This is a genomic window from Cephaloticoccus capnophilus (assembly GCF_001580045.1).
Lineage (GTDB): Bacteria > Verrucomicrobiota > Verrucomicrobiia > Opitutales > Opitutaceae > Cephaloticoccus > Cephaloticoccus capnophilus.
In genome coordinates this window covers 1-15,690 of the sequence record NZ_LSZP01000049.1, presented here as the reverse complement: position 1 = coordinate 15,690, position 15,690 = coordinate 1, and the positions used below count along the sequence as shown (strand labels likewise).

Sequence of the window (15,690 nt, the reverse complement as noted above, 5' to 3'; positions counted from 1 at the left end):
CCCCCCCCCCAAGAACACATAACTAATCAATTTACTAATAAAATCGGGGCTAAATACGAAAACATATCAGAAAAGTATAAAGCTATATCAAACCGCCACAGTACTATTCACAGCGGAACTTTAGATGTTGGACGAGACGGGTTCATTTTAGACTACGCGCAGTACAATTACATTACATTAAGTGGAGGAAATTTAACCTCTAGTTCAGGAGCAATCAATATTCATGCTACTGCCTACATGATGAATTTTTTCCAAATTCACGACACTATAGTCGATTATGGCTCCCAAAGAGTAGGGTTAAATATAACCGCAGCGCCAAGGGCTTTCGCACTGCTTGAATTTAACGGCTTGGAAAGTAATACTTTTACAAAGGACACGACACTAACAGGAAACGTAACCATCGCTTTAGTAAAACCAAAGGGCGAGATAGGCATTTCAGGAAATCTCAATATCAGGGAGGGAGCTGCCGTTGACATTTACCAAGACGAGCAAATAGCCAATCATGTAAGAGTCGTGCTAAGCTCTCGCGGAGATGCCTCTACATTAAGATTCAGGTGGTCTTCTATAGATAAAAGAACGTTCACCGAAACGCTCCACGAGCTAGTCATCGAAGGGAATGGAGCAATCGACTTTGGCTCAAGGGATGGTAGCTTACATGAAGCGCGATTTTTTTACTTAGACGACTTGATCATCGGCGACCGTAGCACCTTACAAGTTATCGACTGGCAGGATGGACACGACCACCTACTCGTGAGGAAAGACAGCGTGCACCTCGAAGACGCGCTGAAAAAAATCAAGTTCATGGGCTACGACCACAACAAGCTCCAAAAAGGGGACTACGACAGCAACTTTTGGGAAATCACCCCCTTCCCCGAACCCGCCACCTACGGAAGCCTCTTCATGGCTGGCACAGTGTCGCTCAGCCTACTCCGCCGCCGCCAAAAAGCCCGCCTAGGCAGCAGTCCCTCTTAGGTCCTGCTCACCGTTTCAAACGCGAGGCATCTGGCTCGCGGCTCGCCACTCAAGTGTGCTGCGCACGCTCGCCGCCGCAGGCTGTTTTATTTGGAGGCGGGGGTTTACTGATGATTTCCCCCTCCTCGCCCAAACGGGTTATCACTCTACGCCCCCCTGTCGCGTTGCGACAGGGGGGCGTGCTTTCAAATTTGGGATTTCGCTTTCGCGCGATAGCGCGATGCGAAATCCCAAATTAAATGGAAGCGGTCACTGACCGCCGCCCCACGCGTAGTGGAAGTTCAAGGGCCTACGTGGAGGTCTTCGGCTCACGCGCTGTTATTTGGCTCAAACTTGAGGGTGCGTTGGCGAATCAGGGCGAAGCCGGTTTTACCCAAACTTTGGCGTGTGCTCTTGCCTGATTCTATGGCGACCAAGAGGGCTTCAAAGGCTTGGCGCGAAAGCAGCGGCGCCCCGGCGTGATCGCGCAGCCAGCGGTACAGCACGCGGCGCTTCACGGCTCGCGGAAGCGGCAGGCTAAACTCTTTGGCGGCAGGCTCTCGGGCGCGGCGGGTCGAGGCCCAGCGACTGCTGACCTCGCCATTTAATTCGCGCAAATCGATGCAGCCCTCGCGTATCACGCGCTTTACTACGGCGGAGGCCCACGCATCCAGTGCGGCGTCATCCTCGTCGAGGAGTTCGCGCGATAGCGCCATCCCTGCCAGTGCGTCGCGACCTTCGCTAACATTGCCCTCATTTGTCGCGCGTGGCGCGACGTCGCTGTTTCTTCGTTCGCCTGCTGCGGGCCGATGCGGCGCGCTGGCAGTGATGAGTGCGGGGAGCACATCGCGCCGGATTCGGTTTCGGAAAAATTCGCCACCGGTATTCGTCGCATCTTCGCGCCAAGGAATTCCGCACTCGCGCAGTGCCGCCTCAATCTCCGCACGCGATAGCGTAAGCAAGGGGCGCAAGTGGATGCGCTCGGGAAAACTCCCACTCGCCGCGATGCGCTGCACGGGGCGCGGCGCGGCCAGCCCTCCCGTCCCGCTGCCGCGCACGAGTCGCATGAGGAGTGTTTCAGCCACGTCGTTTTGCTGATGCCCGAGCCAAAGCGTTTGCGTTTTTCGCCTCTCCATCTCCTCGGCAAAAAACGCAAAACGCGCCGCGCGGGCTGCCGCTTCGCTGCGGAGTGCGACGCCGTCTGGCCGCCGCCCAACCGCGATCTCCACGCCCAGTTTTCCACAAAGTTCGCGACAAAACGCCTCATCCCTATCGGCGGCCTCGCCGCGCAGCCGGTGGTTGTAATGCAGCGCAAGCAAATCGCCACGGCTTTGCGGATAATGCGCCCACTGCAGCAAAAGCAGCGCGACCGAGTCGGCCCCACCGGAGAGCGCCAGCGCCAGACGCGCAGGGTCGCCGCCCGCTTTCTGCTGCGACAGGCGCGCCAGCGCGTCGTCGGCAGCGCCGACAGCGCAAGCAGGATGCAGCCGCCCCAAGGGAATCCGCTCTGCCAGAGCAGCCGCCTTTTTTCTCAAATTCGCCAAGCTCGGCTTCATCTCGCGGGTAGCGTCTTGTCGCGCGTTTTCTCTCTTCGCAGCGGTGGCCCGAGCGCGGGCCCGCGCTTACTCGAAACTCAAATACTCGTCGCCGAAATACGGCACGAGCGCAGCGGGGAGTTTTACGCGACCATCGGCCTGTAAATTGTTTTCCAAAAGCGCAGCCAGCACGCGCGGCACGGCGAGCCCCGAGCCATTGAGCGTGTGGACGACTTCCGGCTTTCCCGTCTCGGCAGAGCGGTAGCGGATTTGCGCGCGGCGCGCTTGGAAGCCCTCGAAGTTCGAGCAACTCGAAACCTCGAGCCAGCGCCCCTGCCCCGCCGCCCACACTTCGAGGTCATATTTTTTCGCCTGCGCAAAGCCGAGGTCGCCGCCGCACATCAGCAGCACGCGGTAGGGCAACTCCAGCTTGCGCAAGAGCGACTCGGCATCGCCGCGCAAGCCCTCCAACTCATCGTAACTGCGCGTAGGATGCACCCACTTGAGCAGTTCGACTTTATCAAATTGGTGCACGCGGTTTAGCCCGCGCACATCCCTCCCGTAGCTGCCTGCCTCACGGCGAAAGCAGGGCGTGTAAGCGCAGCGGCGGAGCGGCAGCGCGGCCTCGTCTAAAATCTCATCGCGGTAAAAATTGGTCAGCGGCACTTCTGCGGTCGGCACCGCATAGAGCAACTCGCGGGTCTCATACATTTGCCCTTCCTTATCGGGGAGCTGGCCGGTCGCGGTCGCACTGGCCGCGTTTACGAGGATGGGGGGCGAGACTTCCGTGTAACCGGCCTTCGCGTTTTCGCTTAGGAAAAAGTTGATGAGTGCGCGCGCCAGCCGTGCCCCTTGACCGATAAAAAAGGGGAAGCCGGCCCCGGTGACTTTCGCGCCGCGCGGAAAGTCGAACAGCCGCTCGAAGCCGGGGATATCGAAATGGGCGAGGCGCGGCCTCTCTTCATTTTGCGGCGCGAGCGTTGGCCTGCCGTCAGGGCCGATGCCCTCAAAGCCCCAGGTCGCCACGACTTGGTTTTCCTCGGGAGTGCGGCCTTCGGGCACGCTGGCGTGCGGCAGGTTGGGCAACGAGAGGAGTGCTTCGCGCCACTGCTCCTCGGTTTCTTTGAGCTGCGTTTCCCTTTCCTTCACCGTAGCCGAGGCGGCCTTCATCTCTTGCACTTTGGCCAGAAACTCGGGCGTGCCCTTGGGCAGCCCAGCCATGGCCACATTGGCCGCTTTTTGTTGCGCGCGCAGTCCTTCGACCTCGCTCACGAGCCCACGCCACGTCGCGTCGAGTGCGAGCACTGCGTCTAGGTCGATATCGAGGTGTTTCTTGGCGATGCCTGCGCGAACGAGTTCGGACGATTCACGCAATAATTTCGGGTCAAGCATGGGAGTTTTTGAAAAAGGAAAACGAAGGAAAGAGTGAGGGCGGGAGGGCGGGCGTGGCGTCCGCGAAGGGCAGCACTGCGATTAGCGGCGAGCTCAGCGGGCTGGCCGCCCGCCAAGCTGGCTCTCCGCAGCACACATCCGCGCGTAGACCTCCTTTGCGGAAATCATGCTCAGCGCGGGCGCACGGACGACGACGTTAGTCGGCCGCGTCAAGGGATAGGGCCCGTAGCGCGCCGGATCGGTCGGCCCAAAGATGCCGAGCGTTTTCACGCCGAGCGCCGCGGAGAGGTGCATCGGCCCGCTATCGTTGGACACCACCCAATCGCTGCCGCGAATCAACGTGGGCAGCGACACCAGGCTCGTATTGCCCGTGAGGTTGAGAAAGCGATCGCTCGGCAAGCCCTCGCGGTCGGGGATGTATTTATCGCCCGCCCAAATGACTCGCCGCTGCCGGTCGTTAAAAAGCAGGTGCTGCGTGAGGGCCAAAAAGCCGTCCCACTTTTTCTCGGCGCGGCGGCTGTCGGGAAACATCAGGACGGGCGCCTGTAAACGCTGCCCGTGGCTAAACTCGGCCGCAGTACTCGGGAAGCCCGGGTGCAGCTTTTCCGAGTCGCGAAACACGAGATCGCCCGTGAGCTCCGGCTTCGCGCCGAGCACACTCGCAAATTGGAGCAAGATATCGATCGCGTGGCTCTCCGTACCCGCAGGCGGCAAGGTCACTTCCTCGTGGTAAAACACGCTCGAAAACTCGCGGCTATCCCAGCGGCCCACTTTGCGTTGTGCGAGGCTGCGCGCAGTCATGAGCCCCGTGCGGAGTAGCCCTTGCATGTCGAACACGTAGTCAAAGCGTACCTGCCGCACCTCGCGCATCAGCCGCGAAAAACCGCGCAGCCCGCCCTTGCGCTCGAAGAGATACACACGGTCCACAGCCGCACAGGCTTGCACGAGCGGGGCGAAGATGTCGCGCGCGATCCATGAAATCCGCAAATCCTCCCGCTGCGCTTTCAGCGAAGTGGCGACTTGCAGCGCGTGCACGATATCGCCGAGCGAAGAGGGCTTAATGATCAACAGTTCCGTCATGAGCGAAAAAAGGCAGGAGGGCAGAAGGGAGGCAAGAGAGTGGGCGCGAAGCCGCGCAAAATCGGCTTTTGACCCTGCCCCTGCAACCTTTCATGGACTAGGGGCTTAAAAAAGTGACGAACCCTCTTCCCCGCCCCGCGTGCTAAAACTCCTCATCCAAACGACAGGCTGGCTCGTCGCTCACACGCCCGAATGCATCCTACGCGCGACCACGCTCGGGCTCGCCGAGCTGGTATTCGCGCTGCGGCGGCGCCTCATCCTCTCCAACCTGCACCACGCATTCCCCGAAAAAAGTGAAGCGGCCCGCCGCCAAATCGGCCGTGCGAGCTGCCGCCAGATGACTGAGACCGGCCTGCTCTCGCTCGCCACACCTTACCTCTCGCTCCCCCGGCTGCGTAAGATCGTTACGAATACACCCGAGATGAACGCGCTGGTCGCCGCGCAACGCGCCGCGCCGCGCCCGCACGTCCTCGTCACCCCGCATTTCGCCTACTGGGAAGCCGTCACCTGCTTCCCGATTGCTGTTCCGAAATGTGAAACCCAAGGCGCAGTCACAAACTCGGGAGCGCCCTCCGTGGCGAGCAGCGACCAACACGTCGCGCGCCAAATAGAAAGCCCTGCGCCCTTTCCCGAATTCGCGGCGGTGTATCGCCCGATGAACAACCCTGCGCTCGACGCGTGGCTAAAATCCACGCGCGAACGCTTCGGGATAAAACTCCTCTCGCGCCGCAAAGGCTTCCAAGACGCCATCGGCATCCTCCGGCGCGGCGGCGCCGTCAGCATCCTTTACGACCAAAATGCAGGCGACGTCGGGGCGCTCACCACACTCCTAGGCCGCGTGTGCGCGACGACCGAACTCCCCGGAATCCTCGCACAAAAATTCTCCGCCCCCGTCGTCGCCGTTTACGCCCGCCGACTCGGGTTTTGGCGAATCGCCGTCCAGGCCGAGCCCGTTATTCCCGCTGGGACTAGTTCCGAAGCCGTCACTCTCGGGCTCAACCGCTGGCTCGAGGCCAAGCTGCGGGGCGACGCCTACGCCCGCGATTCTTGGCTCTGGGCACATGCCCGTTGGAAAAACCAAGACAAGCCCGAGCGCCGACTCCGGCTCGCAGCGAAGCGAAACCTGCTCTCTGAAGGCGCTCTAAAAGATAGCGCTCACGGAGTCCGCCTGTGGGTGCGACTGCCCAATTGGCTGGGCGATGTCGTCATGCTCCTCCCGCTGCTGCGTGCGCTGCGCATCAGTCGCCCCGATGCCCAGCTCACCCTCATCGGCAAAGCCGCCTTCGCCCCACTCATCGAGGACTTCGGGCTCGCTGAGTGCTTCATCCCGCTGCCGCCGCGCGGCGGGGCTTTGGGCGAAGTTCGCTATTTTGCACAGTTCCTAAAACTGCGCGGCAGCTACCCCGACTGCGTCTTGCTCTTCACCAACTCCGTGCGCGGCGACCTCGAAGCCTTCCTCACCCGCGCGCCGCAACGCTTCGGCATCGCCCGCCCCGGCAAGCCGCGCCCGCTCCTCACTCACCGCTACGCAGTCCCACTCGACTACGACGAAGCCCAGCACCACCAACTCGAGCTCTGGCGCGATTTCCTCAAAACCTTCGGGCTCGAAGAAGCGCCAGTGCTTACGCCGATCGACGCGCCCGCGCCCACCGACGCGCAGACGGCGGGCGCAGCGCAGGCCAAGTGGCGCGCCGCCGTCAACGAGCCTGCGGCCCCGCCCCTCCCGCCTCTCGGGCCCCTCGGGCTGATTTGCGGCTCGGAAAACTTCCCCGCCAAACGCTGGCCGATTCCGCACTGGGTCGCGCTGATCGACGCACTGCCGCGCGAGTTGCCAATCCGCCTTTTCGGCACCGAGAAAGACCGCGCGCTCACTGACCAAATCGCCGCGCTTGCGCAACGCCCTGTCGAAAACCTCGCGGGAAAAACCGATCTGCGCACTTACTGTGCCGCGCTGCGCGACTGCGCCGCACTCGTCACCAACGACACCGGCGGCATGCACCTCGCCAACGCGCTCGGCGTGCCCCTCGTCGCGCTCTTTGGCCCGACTAACCCCGTGCGCACTGGCCCCGTCTTCAGTGCACCCGTTACGATTTTACAGCCGCCAAACTGTCCGCCAAGCGGCGGCGCAAACTTAAACGAACTCGCCCCTGAAACAGTCCTCGCTGCGGTTGGGGCGTGTCTCGGTCTGCGCCATACTACGAGCCCGACTGCGCTGCAGACTGCGCCGTAGCTGGCTGGCTCGTCCGCGAAAACCGCTTACTTAAACCGGCCCCCGACACAGTCGGGGAGAGCAGTTCCGGTTTTCAAATTTCGCGATAGCGTGAATGCCAACGGTGGCTCACCGTGACCGCCAGCCATGCCTCGCCCGCTTCTCTCCGTCCGCGACTTACGCACTTATTTCCACACACGCAGCGGCATCTATCGCGCGGTTGATGGCGTGAGCTTCGACCTCGCTCGCGGCGAGACGCTCGGCATCGTCGGCGAATCCGGCTCGGGCAAGTCCGTGACCTGCTACTCGCTGATGGGGCTCGTGCCGCAACCCCCCGGTCGCATCGAAAGCGGCTCCGCGATTTTCGATGGACTCGACCTGCTCCAGTGCAGCGAGGCCCAAGCCCGCGCGATTCGCGGCAAGCGCATTTCCATGATTTTCCAAGACCCCATGACCTCACTCAATCCCTACATGCGGATTGGGGCGCAGCTCATGGAGCCACTCCTCATTCACGAAAAAATCTCCAAAACAGCGGCCCGCGCCCGTGCACTCGAAATGCTCCACGCTGTGGGAATTACAGAGGCGCAGGCGCGGCTGCGCGCCTATCCGCACGAGTTTTCCGGCGGCATGCGACAACGCGTGATGATTGCGATGGCGCTCATCACGCGGCCCGACCTGCTAATCGCCGACGAACCGACGACCGCGCTCGACGTCACCGTGCAGGCGCAGATTTTGGAGCTCATCGGCAAGCAGCAGCGCGAGCTCGGCATGGCGGTCATCTTCGTAACGCACGACCTCGCCGTCGTCTCCCGACTCTGCGACCGAACCCAAGTCATGTATGCGGGCCGCATCGTCGAGACCGCGCCCACGCGCGAGCTCTTTGCCAATCCACAACACCCCTACACCCGCGCACTCCAACGCTGTATCCCCGCGCTCCAGCCCAAGGGCCGCCCGCTCTACTCCATCCCCGGGCTGCCGCCCGATCTCTCCAAACCACTCAGCGAAGCACAACTCCTCGCACGCTTCGAGGACCTGCCCGAGACTGAGAGAGTAGACGCGCGGCGTGACGACGGCTCGGCGGCGGCAAGTGGGGTAGCCTCGGCGGCGTCAACTGACTCGCCAGAACCGCCGCGCATAATTGGGGACCGCCCGGCAATCGAAGTCCGCGACCTGCACACCCACTTCGCGCTCAAAACCGGCGGGCTTTTCTCGCGCCAGCAGACTGTCGTAAAAGCCGTTGACGGGGTGAGCCTCACGATTCGCGAAGGCGAAGTCCTCGGCCTCGTCGGCGAGAGCGGCTGCGGGAAATCCACCCTCTCGCGCACCCTCATGGAGCTCGTGCCCGCGACGGCGGGCAGCGTCATCCTCGAAGGCCGCACCCTTAACGCACGCTCAATGAGCCGTGCGAACGCGCGGGCGGCGAAGGGCTCGGACACGCGACGCGCGATGCAGATGATTTTCCAAGACCCCTACGCCTCGCTCAACCCGCGCATGAGTGTCTACGACGCGCTGGCCGAGCCACTCCTCGTTCACCGGATTTGCGCTCCCGCAGAAATCCCCGCACGCGTCGCCCAGCTAATGGAAACCGTGGGCCTCGCCTCCCGTTTTTTGCACAAATACCCCCATGAGTTTTCCGGCGGCCAACGCCAACGCATCGCGATCGCCCGCGCACTCGCACTAGAGCCCCGCATCCTAATCGCCGACGAGCCGGTGTCCGCGCTTGATGTCTCCATCCAAGCACAAATCCTCAACCTGCTCTCGCAGCTCGTTCGCGAGCTACGGCTGACGCTCCTGTTCATCGCCCACGACCTTTCGGTCGTGAAACACATCTCCGACCGCATCGCCGTCATGTATCACGGCAAAATCGTAGAGCTAGGCGACGCCACCCAAATCATCGATCACCCCCAACACCCCTACACCCGCCGCCTCATCTCCGCGATTCCCTCTATTGCGCAGGCCTAAGGCCAAGCGTTATTCCCCATCCCCCTTTGCCGACTTTAGGAAGACGAGGCTCTTCTCGCTTCCGCTACCACCAAAACACCCACGCTATGAAAACGTTCGTAAAATTAGTCTTACCCTCTGCCCTTCTTCTTCCCTTCGCAGACGAAGGGAGCGCACAGGTTGTCAATAAATACGATATCCCAGACTGGGCCAATTTCGCCAAATACGAAGAGGCTAACCAAGCTGCGCCCGAAGGGGCGGTCGTATTCATGGGAGACTCCGTCACCGAAGGCTGGGCCCTAGAACACCCCGATTTTTTCAAGGAAAACGGTTATTTGTGCCGGGGCATTAGCGGGCAGACCACTTCCCAAATGCTGGTCCGGTTTCGGGCAGACGTGATCGCGCTGAAGCCCCGTGCGGTAGTCATTTTGGCGGGCATTAATGACATCGCTCAAAACACCGGCTACATCGCCGTGGAAAACACCTTCGGAAATATCGTATCCATGAGCGAGATCGCGCTAGCCAACGGTGTGCGCCCTATCCTCTGCGCTGTGCCGCCAGCCCAAAGCATCCCTTGGAATCCCAAGATAGAAGCCCCGGCAGAACTCGTCATCAGACTCAACGGGATGCTTCGCGAGTACGCTGAAACGCAAGGACTGCCCTATGTTGACTACGCTTCGGCACTCCAAGACGAGCACGGCGGCGTTTCAAAAAGCTACGCGCCAGATGAGATACACCCCGCGTCCGAAGGCTACCGAGTTATGGAAACAGTCGTGCAGCCAGTAATCGAAAAACTGACTGCGCCCTCCGCTGAGTGAGCACTCGGAGGCTTAGCCCCCATGCCCCCTCCGCGACGAGGGGCATGGCAAGCCCAAGGCCCTACAAAAGCTGTCGGTAGGCCTCGTAAGTCGCTACGCCAACAGCAGTCGAAAGATTAAGCGAGCGAAGCTCTGGGTTGCGCTGCGGGATTGTGAGGCTGTGCGCGGCCCCGATCTCTGCGTGCAACCAGTCCGGCGCGCCGTGGCCTTCGTTGCCGAAAACAAGACCATCGCCATCCGCAAAGCCCGCGCTCCAAAACGACTGCGCGCTCTTCGTCGTGAAAATCCAGAGCCGCGATGGAGCCGCTGCACTCGCGCGAAACGCCGCCCAGTCTGCGTGCTCGTGCACGTCGAGCGAGCGCCAGTAATCCATCCCCGCGCGTCGTAAGGTGCGGTCGCTAATCTCAAAGCCCAGCGGGTGGATCAGGTGCAGCCGCGAGCGCGTCACAGCGCAGAGCCGCCCGATATTACCGGTGTTGGGCGCGATCTGCGGCTCGAACAGCACGATGTGCAGAGTCGGAGTGAAGAACTCCGACCCTACGGTCGGAGCTTCTCCGCCACAAGCTAGGGGAGCCTTCGGCTCCATATGACGATGACCTCGCTTGACCTCGCCGTGAACGGCGAGCTGCGCGCTTGGGTTAGTGGTCGCAGCCCCACTCTTTGGCGACGCGGCCGTCGCTGCCAACGTCTTCGCCACGGCGCGGCTCAAACTAGGCTCCTGCATTGATCCGCAACCCTTCGTTATCGGCATTGAGGATTACCGCTTCGCAGCTCTGGCCTAGTCGCTCAAAACTCTCGCGCATGGCGGCCAAAACACGCGGCCCATCTTCGCGGTAGGCCGCGCACATAACACTGGAGCCACTCCCGCTCAGCCACCCCGTGAGTGCACCCGCACGCACTCCCGCCGCAATCGTCTCCACCGCGCCCGGGATTCCCGGCAAGCGATACGGCTCATGCATAAAATCGCTGACCGCGCCGCGCAGCCGCTCGTAGTCCCCCGTAAGCATCGCGGCGATGAGGTAGCCCGCGCTGTTGATGCTGCGCACCGCATCGAAATACGGCAGCGTTTGCGGGAGGACACCGCGCGAAGCCTGCGTCGAAACCTCAAACAGCGGCGCAGCCGTAACAAAGACCAACGACTCAGGCACAGCCGCGCGAATCGTATCGACATAGTGGCCAGTCTGCGGATCAGAGCGAGCGACACAAAACCCGCCAAGAATCCCGGCTGCCGCGTTGTCCGGATGGCCTTCCAACTCGCTGACTAAACGCACGAGCTGGTCGCGACTAAGCCCCGCGCCTGAGAGCTGATTGAGCGCAGCGACGATCCCCGCACGCACCGTCACGCTAGAGCCCAGACCGCGACTCCGCGGCACCTCGCCCTCAATCCGGTAGCTAAAGGAAAAGCGCTCCCGCCCGCATTCCTCGAAAAAACGCGCCGCCACCTTGGCGACCATCTTTTGCGCCCGCGCATCCGATTCTCGCTCGGCAAAGATGCCCCCGCCTTCCGACGCCTCTGACGTCTCCAAGCGCGAAACCGTGACACGGTTGGCCACACTCACCGCCATACCGAGCGTATCGAAGCCCGCCCCAAAATTGGACGTACTCCCAGGCACAGTCACCGTCACGGAGGCGACAGAAGGAGGCCGCACAAGAGCGGGAGTGGCAGCAGTAGGATTCTGGTTCATTAGGCGCGGCGGCGGGCTTTCATCTCTTTGTCGATTTCGCGGTCGACCACCTTCTTCTTCAGGGCCTCGCGCTTGTCGAAGAGCTTTTTACCGGTGCACAGCCCTAGCTCGACCTTCACTAAGGCCTCCTTGAAATACAGCCGCAGCGGGATCAACGCACGGCCGCCAGTTTCCAGCTCTTGGACGATCTTACGCACTTGGTGCCGATGCAGCAGCAGCTTCCGCAGGCGACGCGCATCGTGGTTGTTGATGTTGCCAAAGGCGTACTGCTCGATATGCGCGTTGTAGAGCCAGAGCTCGCCGCGCTCGTAGCGGGCGAAGGCATCATTAATCTGCGCCCGGCCTGCGCGGATGGACTTTACCTCGGTGCCGCGCAGCGCGATGCCCGCCTCAAACCGCTCGTCCACGAAATAGTCGCGCAAGGCTTTCGCGTTGCGGACTTCGTTGTGGCGTTGGGATTTGCGAGCTTTAGACATCGGAGGAAAGAGGTAAAAAAACACGGTCACTCCGACCGGTTTTTCTGGCGAGCCGCCAAATAAGGAGTCCTACCCGCGCCGCCAAGCCCGCCCAACACAGTGGCGCTCCCCAGTCACCCAAGCTCAACTCTCCGCAAGCTCGTAGCTAATCTTGCCCTCAATGATCTCGCGCAGGGCGATCTCCTCGGAGGAGAGCTTTTCGAGCGACTCGACGAGCGGGCGGTTGCCACGCTTGAGCTGCTTCACACGATGCGAGACCACATTAATGAGGAGGTTCGGGTCGTTGATGACTTTTTGGGCGGCCTTAATGTAGTCGTCTCTCATGAGCTAGTAGGGAGGATGCGTGCGAGTGGAGAACCCGCGATTGCTAAGCTCTGCCTCCCAAGCGTCAAGGGGCTTCTGAAAATTTCGGGGGAATCCCGCTTGCCCGCGCGGGGAGCGAAACCCAAGCCTACGCGCTGCAATGCCCGCCGCCAACTCAACGCCCACTCCGCCACTGCGCCTCGGATGGACGACGCTCAGCGAGCGTGCCGATGCCGAAAAGCTGGCGCGGGCGGCCGTCGCTCAAGGCCTCGCCGCCTGCGTAAAAATTGAGGGCCCCATCTGCTCCGTCTATCGCTGGCAGGGTAAGGTCGAGGAAGCGCTCGAATACCGGCTCTGCTTTAAACTGCTCCCCGAGCACAGCGCGGCGCTCGAAGCCCTCGTCCACAGGCTGCACCCGTACGACATACCCGAGTGGGTTTGCGTGGATGCCGCTCAGATAAGCGAAAAGTACTTGTCATGGGCGCAGCAGCCGTGCTGACTCCGCCCCTTTTTCTGCAAAACGCACGCGCGTTCCAACGAATTCACTCCACTCCCTTTACCGTCATGTCGCAGCACAACAGTCTCCAAGGCCCCCGTGGCATCGTAGTTAAGCGCAACGTCCTCAAGCGCTTCGAGCGCGTAGAGCTCTTACGCAAGCGCGGCCAGTGGAAGGCCGGCGACCGCGTCCAAGGCCTCAAAAAGACCACTCCCGACGTCTAAGCCGCCGCCCCCGGAGCCCCGACCAAGCGATTGCTTCGCGAAGCGCGCGAACTCTCGTCGGACGCTTGCTCTCCCCCGCCCCCGTTTTTTCGCCGCTGTGTGCGCCTCCCTCGCCCAGCGGCTTTTTTGTGCCCAAGCAAAATGGAGGGAAGACGCCTCCCGCTGCTGTCGCTCGAAGCGCGACGCACGCACAGCAGCTCACGCAGAGGCGAGCGTGCGCAGCACACGTGAGTGGCGAGCCGCGAGCCATCTGGCCCGTCCCTTCGCGCCGCGCCCCACACTCAAGCGCCCCGCGACTCGGACAGCCCACGGCGCCCAGCACGCGGCCACGCGTTCTTAAACCGAAATCAACCGAAAGGTTTTGCCAGTTGCGCGGCGAGCCGGTGTGGTCGGCGGCCTTTTCCGGTTTTTCCAAATATCAACAGTTCATTTTTTCTTCATGCTAAACGCCACGCCACTCAAAACCCTCGATCCTGAAATCTACTCGGCAATCGCCGCTGAGCTCGCCCGCCAGCAAAGCCACATCGAGCTCATCGCCTCGGAAAACTTCACCTACCCCGCTGTGATGGAGGCGCAGGGCTCCGCGCTCACCAACAAGTACGCCGAGGGCTACCCGGGCCGCCGCTGGTACGGAGGCTGCGAGTATGTCGATAAAATCGAGCAACTCGCCATCGACCGCGCGAAAGCCCTCTTCGGCGCCGAATACGCCAACGTGCAGCCGCACTCCGGCTCTCAAGCCAACTTCGCCGTCTACACGGCCGTCCTTCAACCCGGCGACAAGATCCTCGGGATGAACCTAAGCCACGGCGGGCACCTCACCCACGGCAACCCTGCCAACTTTTCGGGCAAGCTGTATCAATTTTCCCAATACGGAGTCAGCGAAGCCGACGGTCTCATTAACTATGACGAGCTCGCCGCCCTCGCCCAAAGCGAGAAGCCGAAAATGATCACCGTCGGCGCGAGCGCGTACTCGCGCATCATCGACTTTGAAAAGATGGGCGAGATCGCCCGCTCGGTCGGCGCCTACCTCTTCGCCGACATCGCGCACATCGCGGGGCTCGTCGCCTCGGGGCACCACCCCTCGCCCGTACCGCACGCCGACTTCGTCACGACCACGACGCACAAGACGCTGCGCGGACCGCGCGGCGGGCTCATCCTCTCCAAGGCCGAGCATGCCAAAGCACTCGACTCTGCGGTTTTCCCGGGCGGCCAAGGCGGACCGCTGGAGCACGTCATCGCGGCCAAGGCCGTATGCTTCGGCGAGTGCCTCAAGCCCGAGTTCAAAGTCTACGGCGCGCAAATCATCAAAAACGCCAAAGCCCTCGCGGCGGCGCTCGTCGCTCGCGGCTATAACATCATCTCAGGCGGCACAGATAATCACCTCATGCTCGTCGACCTGCGCGCCAAGTTCCCTGAACTGACAGGCAAAGCCGCACAAGCCGCCCTCGATACGGCCAACATCACTTGCAACAAAAACACCGTGCCCTTCGAGACGCGATCGCCCTTCCAAGCCTCCGGCATCCGACTCGGCACCCCCGCAGTGACCACGCGCGGCATGGTCGAGGCCGACATGGCGGAAATCGCCGAGCAGATCGACCGCATACTCAGCGCCGCAGCCAGCGGCAATAACGACTCGCTCGCGAGTACCGCCGCCGAAGTGAAGACCAAAGTCCTCGCGCTCACCGCCCGCTACCCGCTGCCTTACCGCACCGCTAACGCTTAATCCGATAGGAGTGGAGAGCCCTGACTCTCCACTCCGCGTGGGGCGCAGCCGCAGGCTGTTTTATTTGGCGGCGGGCTCGTTGGCCCGCCGCCCATTTAATTTGGGAATTGGCCTCGTCGCTTCGCGACAAAACCAATTCCCAAATTTGAAGTCCCTTCCCCTGTCGCGTTGCGACAGGGAGCAGAAAGTAGAGCTATAACCCGCTTGGGCGAGGTGGGAAAAATCACCAGTAAACGCCCGCCGCCAAGTAAAACAGCCTGCGGCTACGCGGCCACGTTTCAAACGTGAACAGACCCTAGATTGATCCCCCTCCGAGCTTTCTTAACCCTTCTTCGATTTAAAACAACGGCCCCAAGCCCAAGTCCCGATAAGACCGCGCCATACGCGCTCGGCTCAGGAACCGGCGGTGGATTCCACTCTCTATCTTTATCCATAGCAATCCGATACCAGCTACCATCACCATGCCAATCTCTAAAGAAAGCTCTACGCCTTCCCCAATCTTTATGATAAAAACCAATCCGATTAATATCATGGATAGGATTAATAGTGGTAAAAATATAGGCACTACTATAATCTGAAACTCCGCTAATATCGAACTCCAAAAAAGAATCATCAGCTACTGTAATATTATAACTATATACAAATGCCCTACGGTAAACCTCGCCAAAATATATAGTCGCTAATACATCTCTTCCTGTGCTAACGGATATGGAAGGAATTATAAATCTGGAATCAAGTCTGGAATCATTAGGCAGACGCACCGAATTATTTCCCTTACTAAGAAATATACTACCTAGAGAAGGAGTCCCCTCCGGGATAATATGGGGTTTACTCCTATGAGGATCTGGCGGGTCTCG

At 61.0% G+C, this 15,690-nt stretch carries 15 protein-coding genes; 7 read left to right on the top strand and 8 right to left on the bottom strand.

The genetic code is table 11. From position 1 onward, the window contains the following. Positions 1-972 (top strand): PEP-CTERM sorting domain-containing protein (locus AXK12_RS09450; RefSeq protein ID WP_156468912.1); only part of this gene is annotated, 972 nt, incomplete at its 5' end. A gap of 308 nt (positions 973-1,280) precedes the next feature. Here AXK12_RS09450 and tilS read toward each other — a convergent pair. The 3 genes from tilS to AXK12_RS06695 all read right to left on the bottom strand — a co-directional run bounded on the left by tilS (position 1,281) and on the right by AXK12_RS06695 (position 4,958). Continuing rightward, positions 1,281-2,507 carry a tRNA lysidine(34) synthetase TilS gene (gene tilS / locus AXK12_RS06705; RefSeq protein WP_068712748.1) on the bottom strand — a complete coding sequence of 409 codons (1,227 nt, stop codon included), beginning with the start codon at positions 2,505-2,507 and terminating at the stop codon, positions 1,281-1,283. 66 nt (positions 2,508-2,573) lie between these two features. Further along, positions 2,574-3,878, bottom strand: coding sequence for a serine--tRNA ligase (serS, locus tag AXK12_RS06700; protein WP_068712746.1), 1,305 nt, complete (start codon positions 3,876-3,878; stop codon positions 2,574-2,576). A 93-nt stretch (positions 3,879-3,971) separates the two neighbouring features. After that, positions 3,972-4,958 (bottom strand): glycosyltransferase family 9 protein, encoded by a 987-nt coding sequence (locus AXK12_RS06695; protein WP_068712744.1) that lies wholly within the window; start codon positions 4,956-4,958, stop codon positions 3,972-3,974. A 139-nt stretch (positions 4,959-5,097) separates the two neighbouring features. Between AXK12_RS06695 and AXK12_RS06690 the strand changes: the two genes are divergently transcribed. The 3 genes from AXK12_RS06690 (at position 5,098) to AXK12_RS06680 (ending at position 9,926) form a co-directional block, all read left to right on the top strand. Next, on the top strand, positions 5,098-7,188 hold the full coding sequence (locus tag AXK12_RS06690; protein ID WP_068712742.1) for an LpxL/LpxP family acyltransferase: 2,091 nt from the start codon (positions 5,098-5,100) through the stop codon (positions 7,186-7,188). Between the two features lie 126 nt (positions 7,189-7,314). Beyond that, positions 7,315-9,129 (top strand): ABC transporter ATP-binding protein, encoded by a 1,815-nt coding sequence (locus AXK12_RS09445; protein ID WP_068712740.1) that lies wholly within the window; start codon positions 7,315-7,317, stop codon positions 9,127-9,129. Positions 9,130-9,215: 86 nt separating this feature from the next. Continuing rightward, entirely contained in the window at positions 9,216-9,926 is a 711-nt protein-coding gene (locus tag AXK12_RS06680; protein WP_068712737.1) for an SGNH/GDSL hydrolase family protein, read from the top strand. Between the two features lie 61 nt (positions 9,927-9,987). Here the strand turns inward: AXK12_RS06680 and AXK12_RS06675 are convergent, their stop codons facing one another. From AXK12_RS06675 to AXK12_RS06660, 4 genes are all read right to left on the bottom strand, one after another. After that, positions 9,988-10,512 (bottom strand): tRNA (cytidine(34)-2'-O)-methyltransferase, encoded by a 525-nt coding sequence (locus AXK12_RS06675; protein WP_082782712.1) that lies wholly within the window; start codon positions 10,510-10,512, stop codon positions 9,988-9,990. Positions 10,513-10,636: 124 nt separating this feature from the next. Beyond that, positions 10,637-11,611 carry a homoserine kinase gene (thrB, locus tag AXK12_RS06670; RefSeq protein WP_082782711.1) on the bottom strand — a complete coding sequence of 325 codons (975 nt, stop codon included), beginning with the start codon at positions 11,609-11,611 and terminating at the stop codon, positions 10,637-10,639. Then, positions 11,611-12,087: an SsrA-binding protein SmpB gene (gene smpB, locus AXK12_RS06665; protein WP_068712756.1), complete on the bottom strand. Its 477-nt coding sequence runs from the start codon at positions 12,085-12,087 to the stop codon at positions 11,611-11,613. Before smpB ends, thrB begins: the two co-directional genes overlap by 1 nt. Before the next feature lie 123 nt (positions 12,088-12,210). Beyond that, entirely contained in the window at positions 12,211-12,411 is a 201-nt protein-coding gene (locus AXK12_RS06660) for a DNA-directed RNA polymerase subunit omega (protein ID WP_068712734.1), read from the bottom strand. A 139-nt stretch (positions 12,412-12,550) separates the two neighbouring features. Between AXK12_RS06660 and cutA the strand changes: the two genes are divergently transcribed. From cutA to glyA, 3 genes are all read left to right on the top strand, one after another. Further along, entirely contained in the window at positions 12,551-12,889 is a 339-nt protein-coding gene (gene cutA, locus AXK12_RS06655) for a divalent-cation tolerance protein CutA (RefSeq protein WP_231863578.1), read from the top strand. Positions 12,890-12,954: 65 nt separating this feature from the next. Further along, on the top strand, positions 12,955-13,110 hold the full coding sequence (locus tag AXK12_RS08570; RefSeq protein ID WP_082782713.1) for a small basic protein: 156 nt from the start codon (positions 12,955-12,957) through the stop codon (positions 13,108-13,110). Positions 13,111-13,549: 439 nt separating this feature from the next. Then, the gene (gene glyA, locus AXK12_RS06645; protein WP_068712752.1) at positions 13,550-14,833 is read left to right on the top strand and encodes a serine hydroxymethyltransferase; all 1,284 of its coding nucleotides are present in this window, start codon (positions 13,550-13,552) and stop codon (positions 14,831-14,833) included. Positions 14,834-15,111: 278 nt separating this feature from the next. Here glyA and AXK12_RS09110 read toward each other — a convergent pair. Further along, a partial coding sequence (locus AXK12_RS09110; RefSeq protein ID WP_231863577.1) for a PEP-CTERM sorting domain-containing protein occupies positions 15,112-15,690 on the bottom strand: 579 nt, incomplete at its 5' end.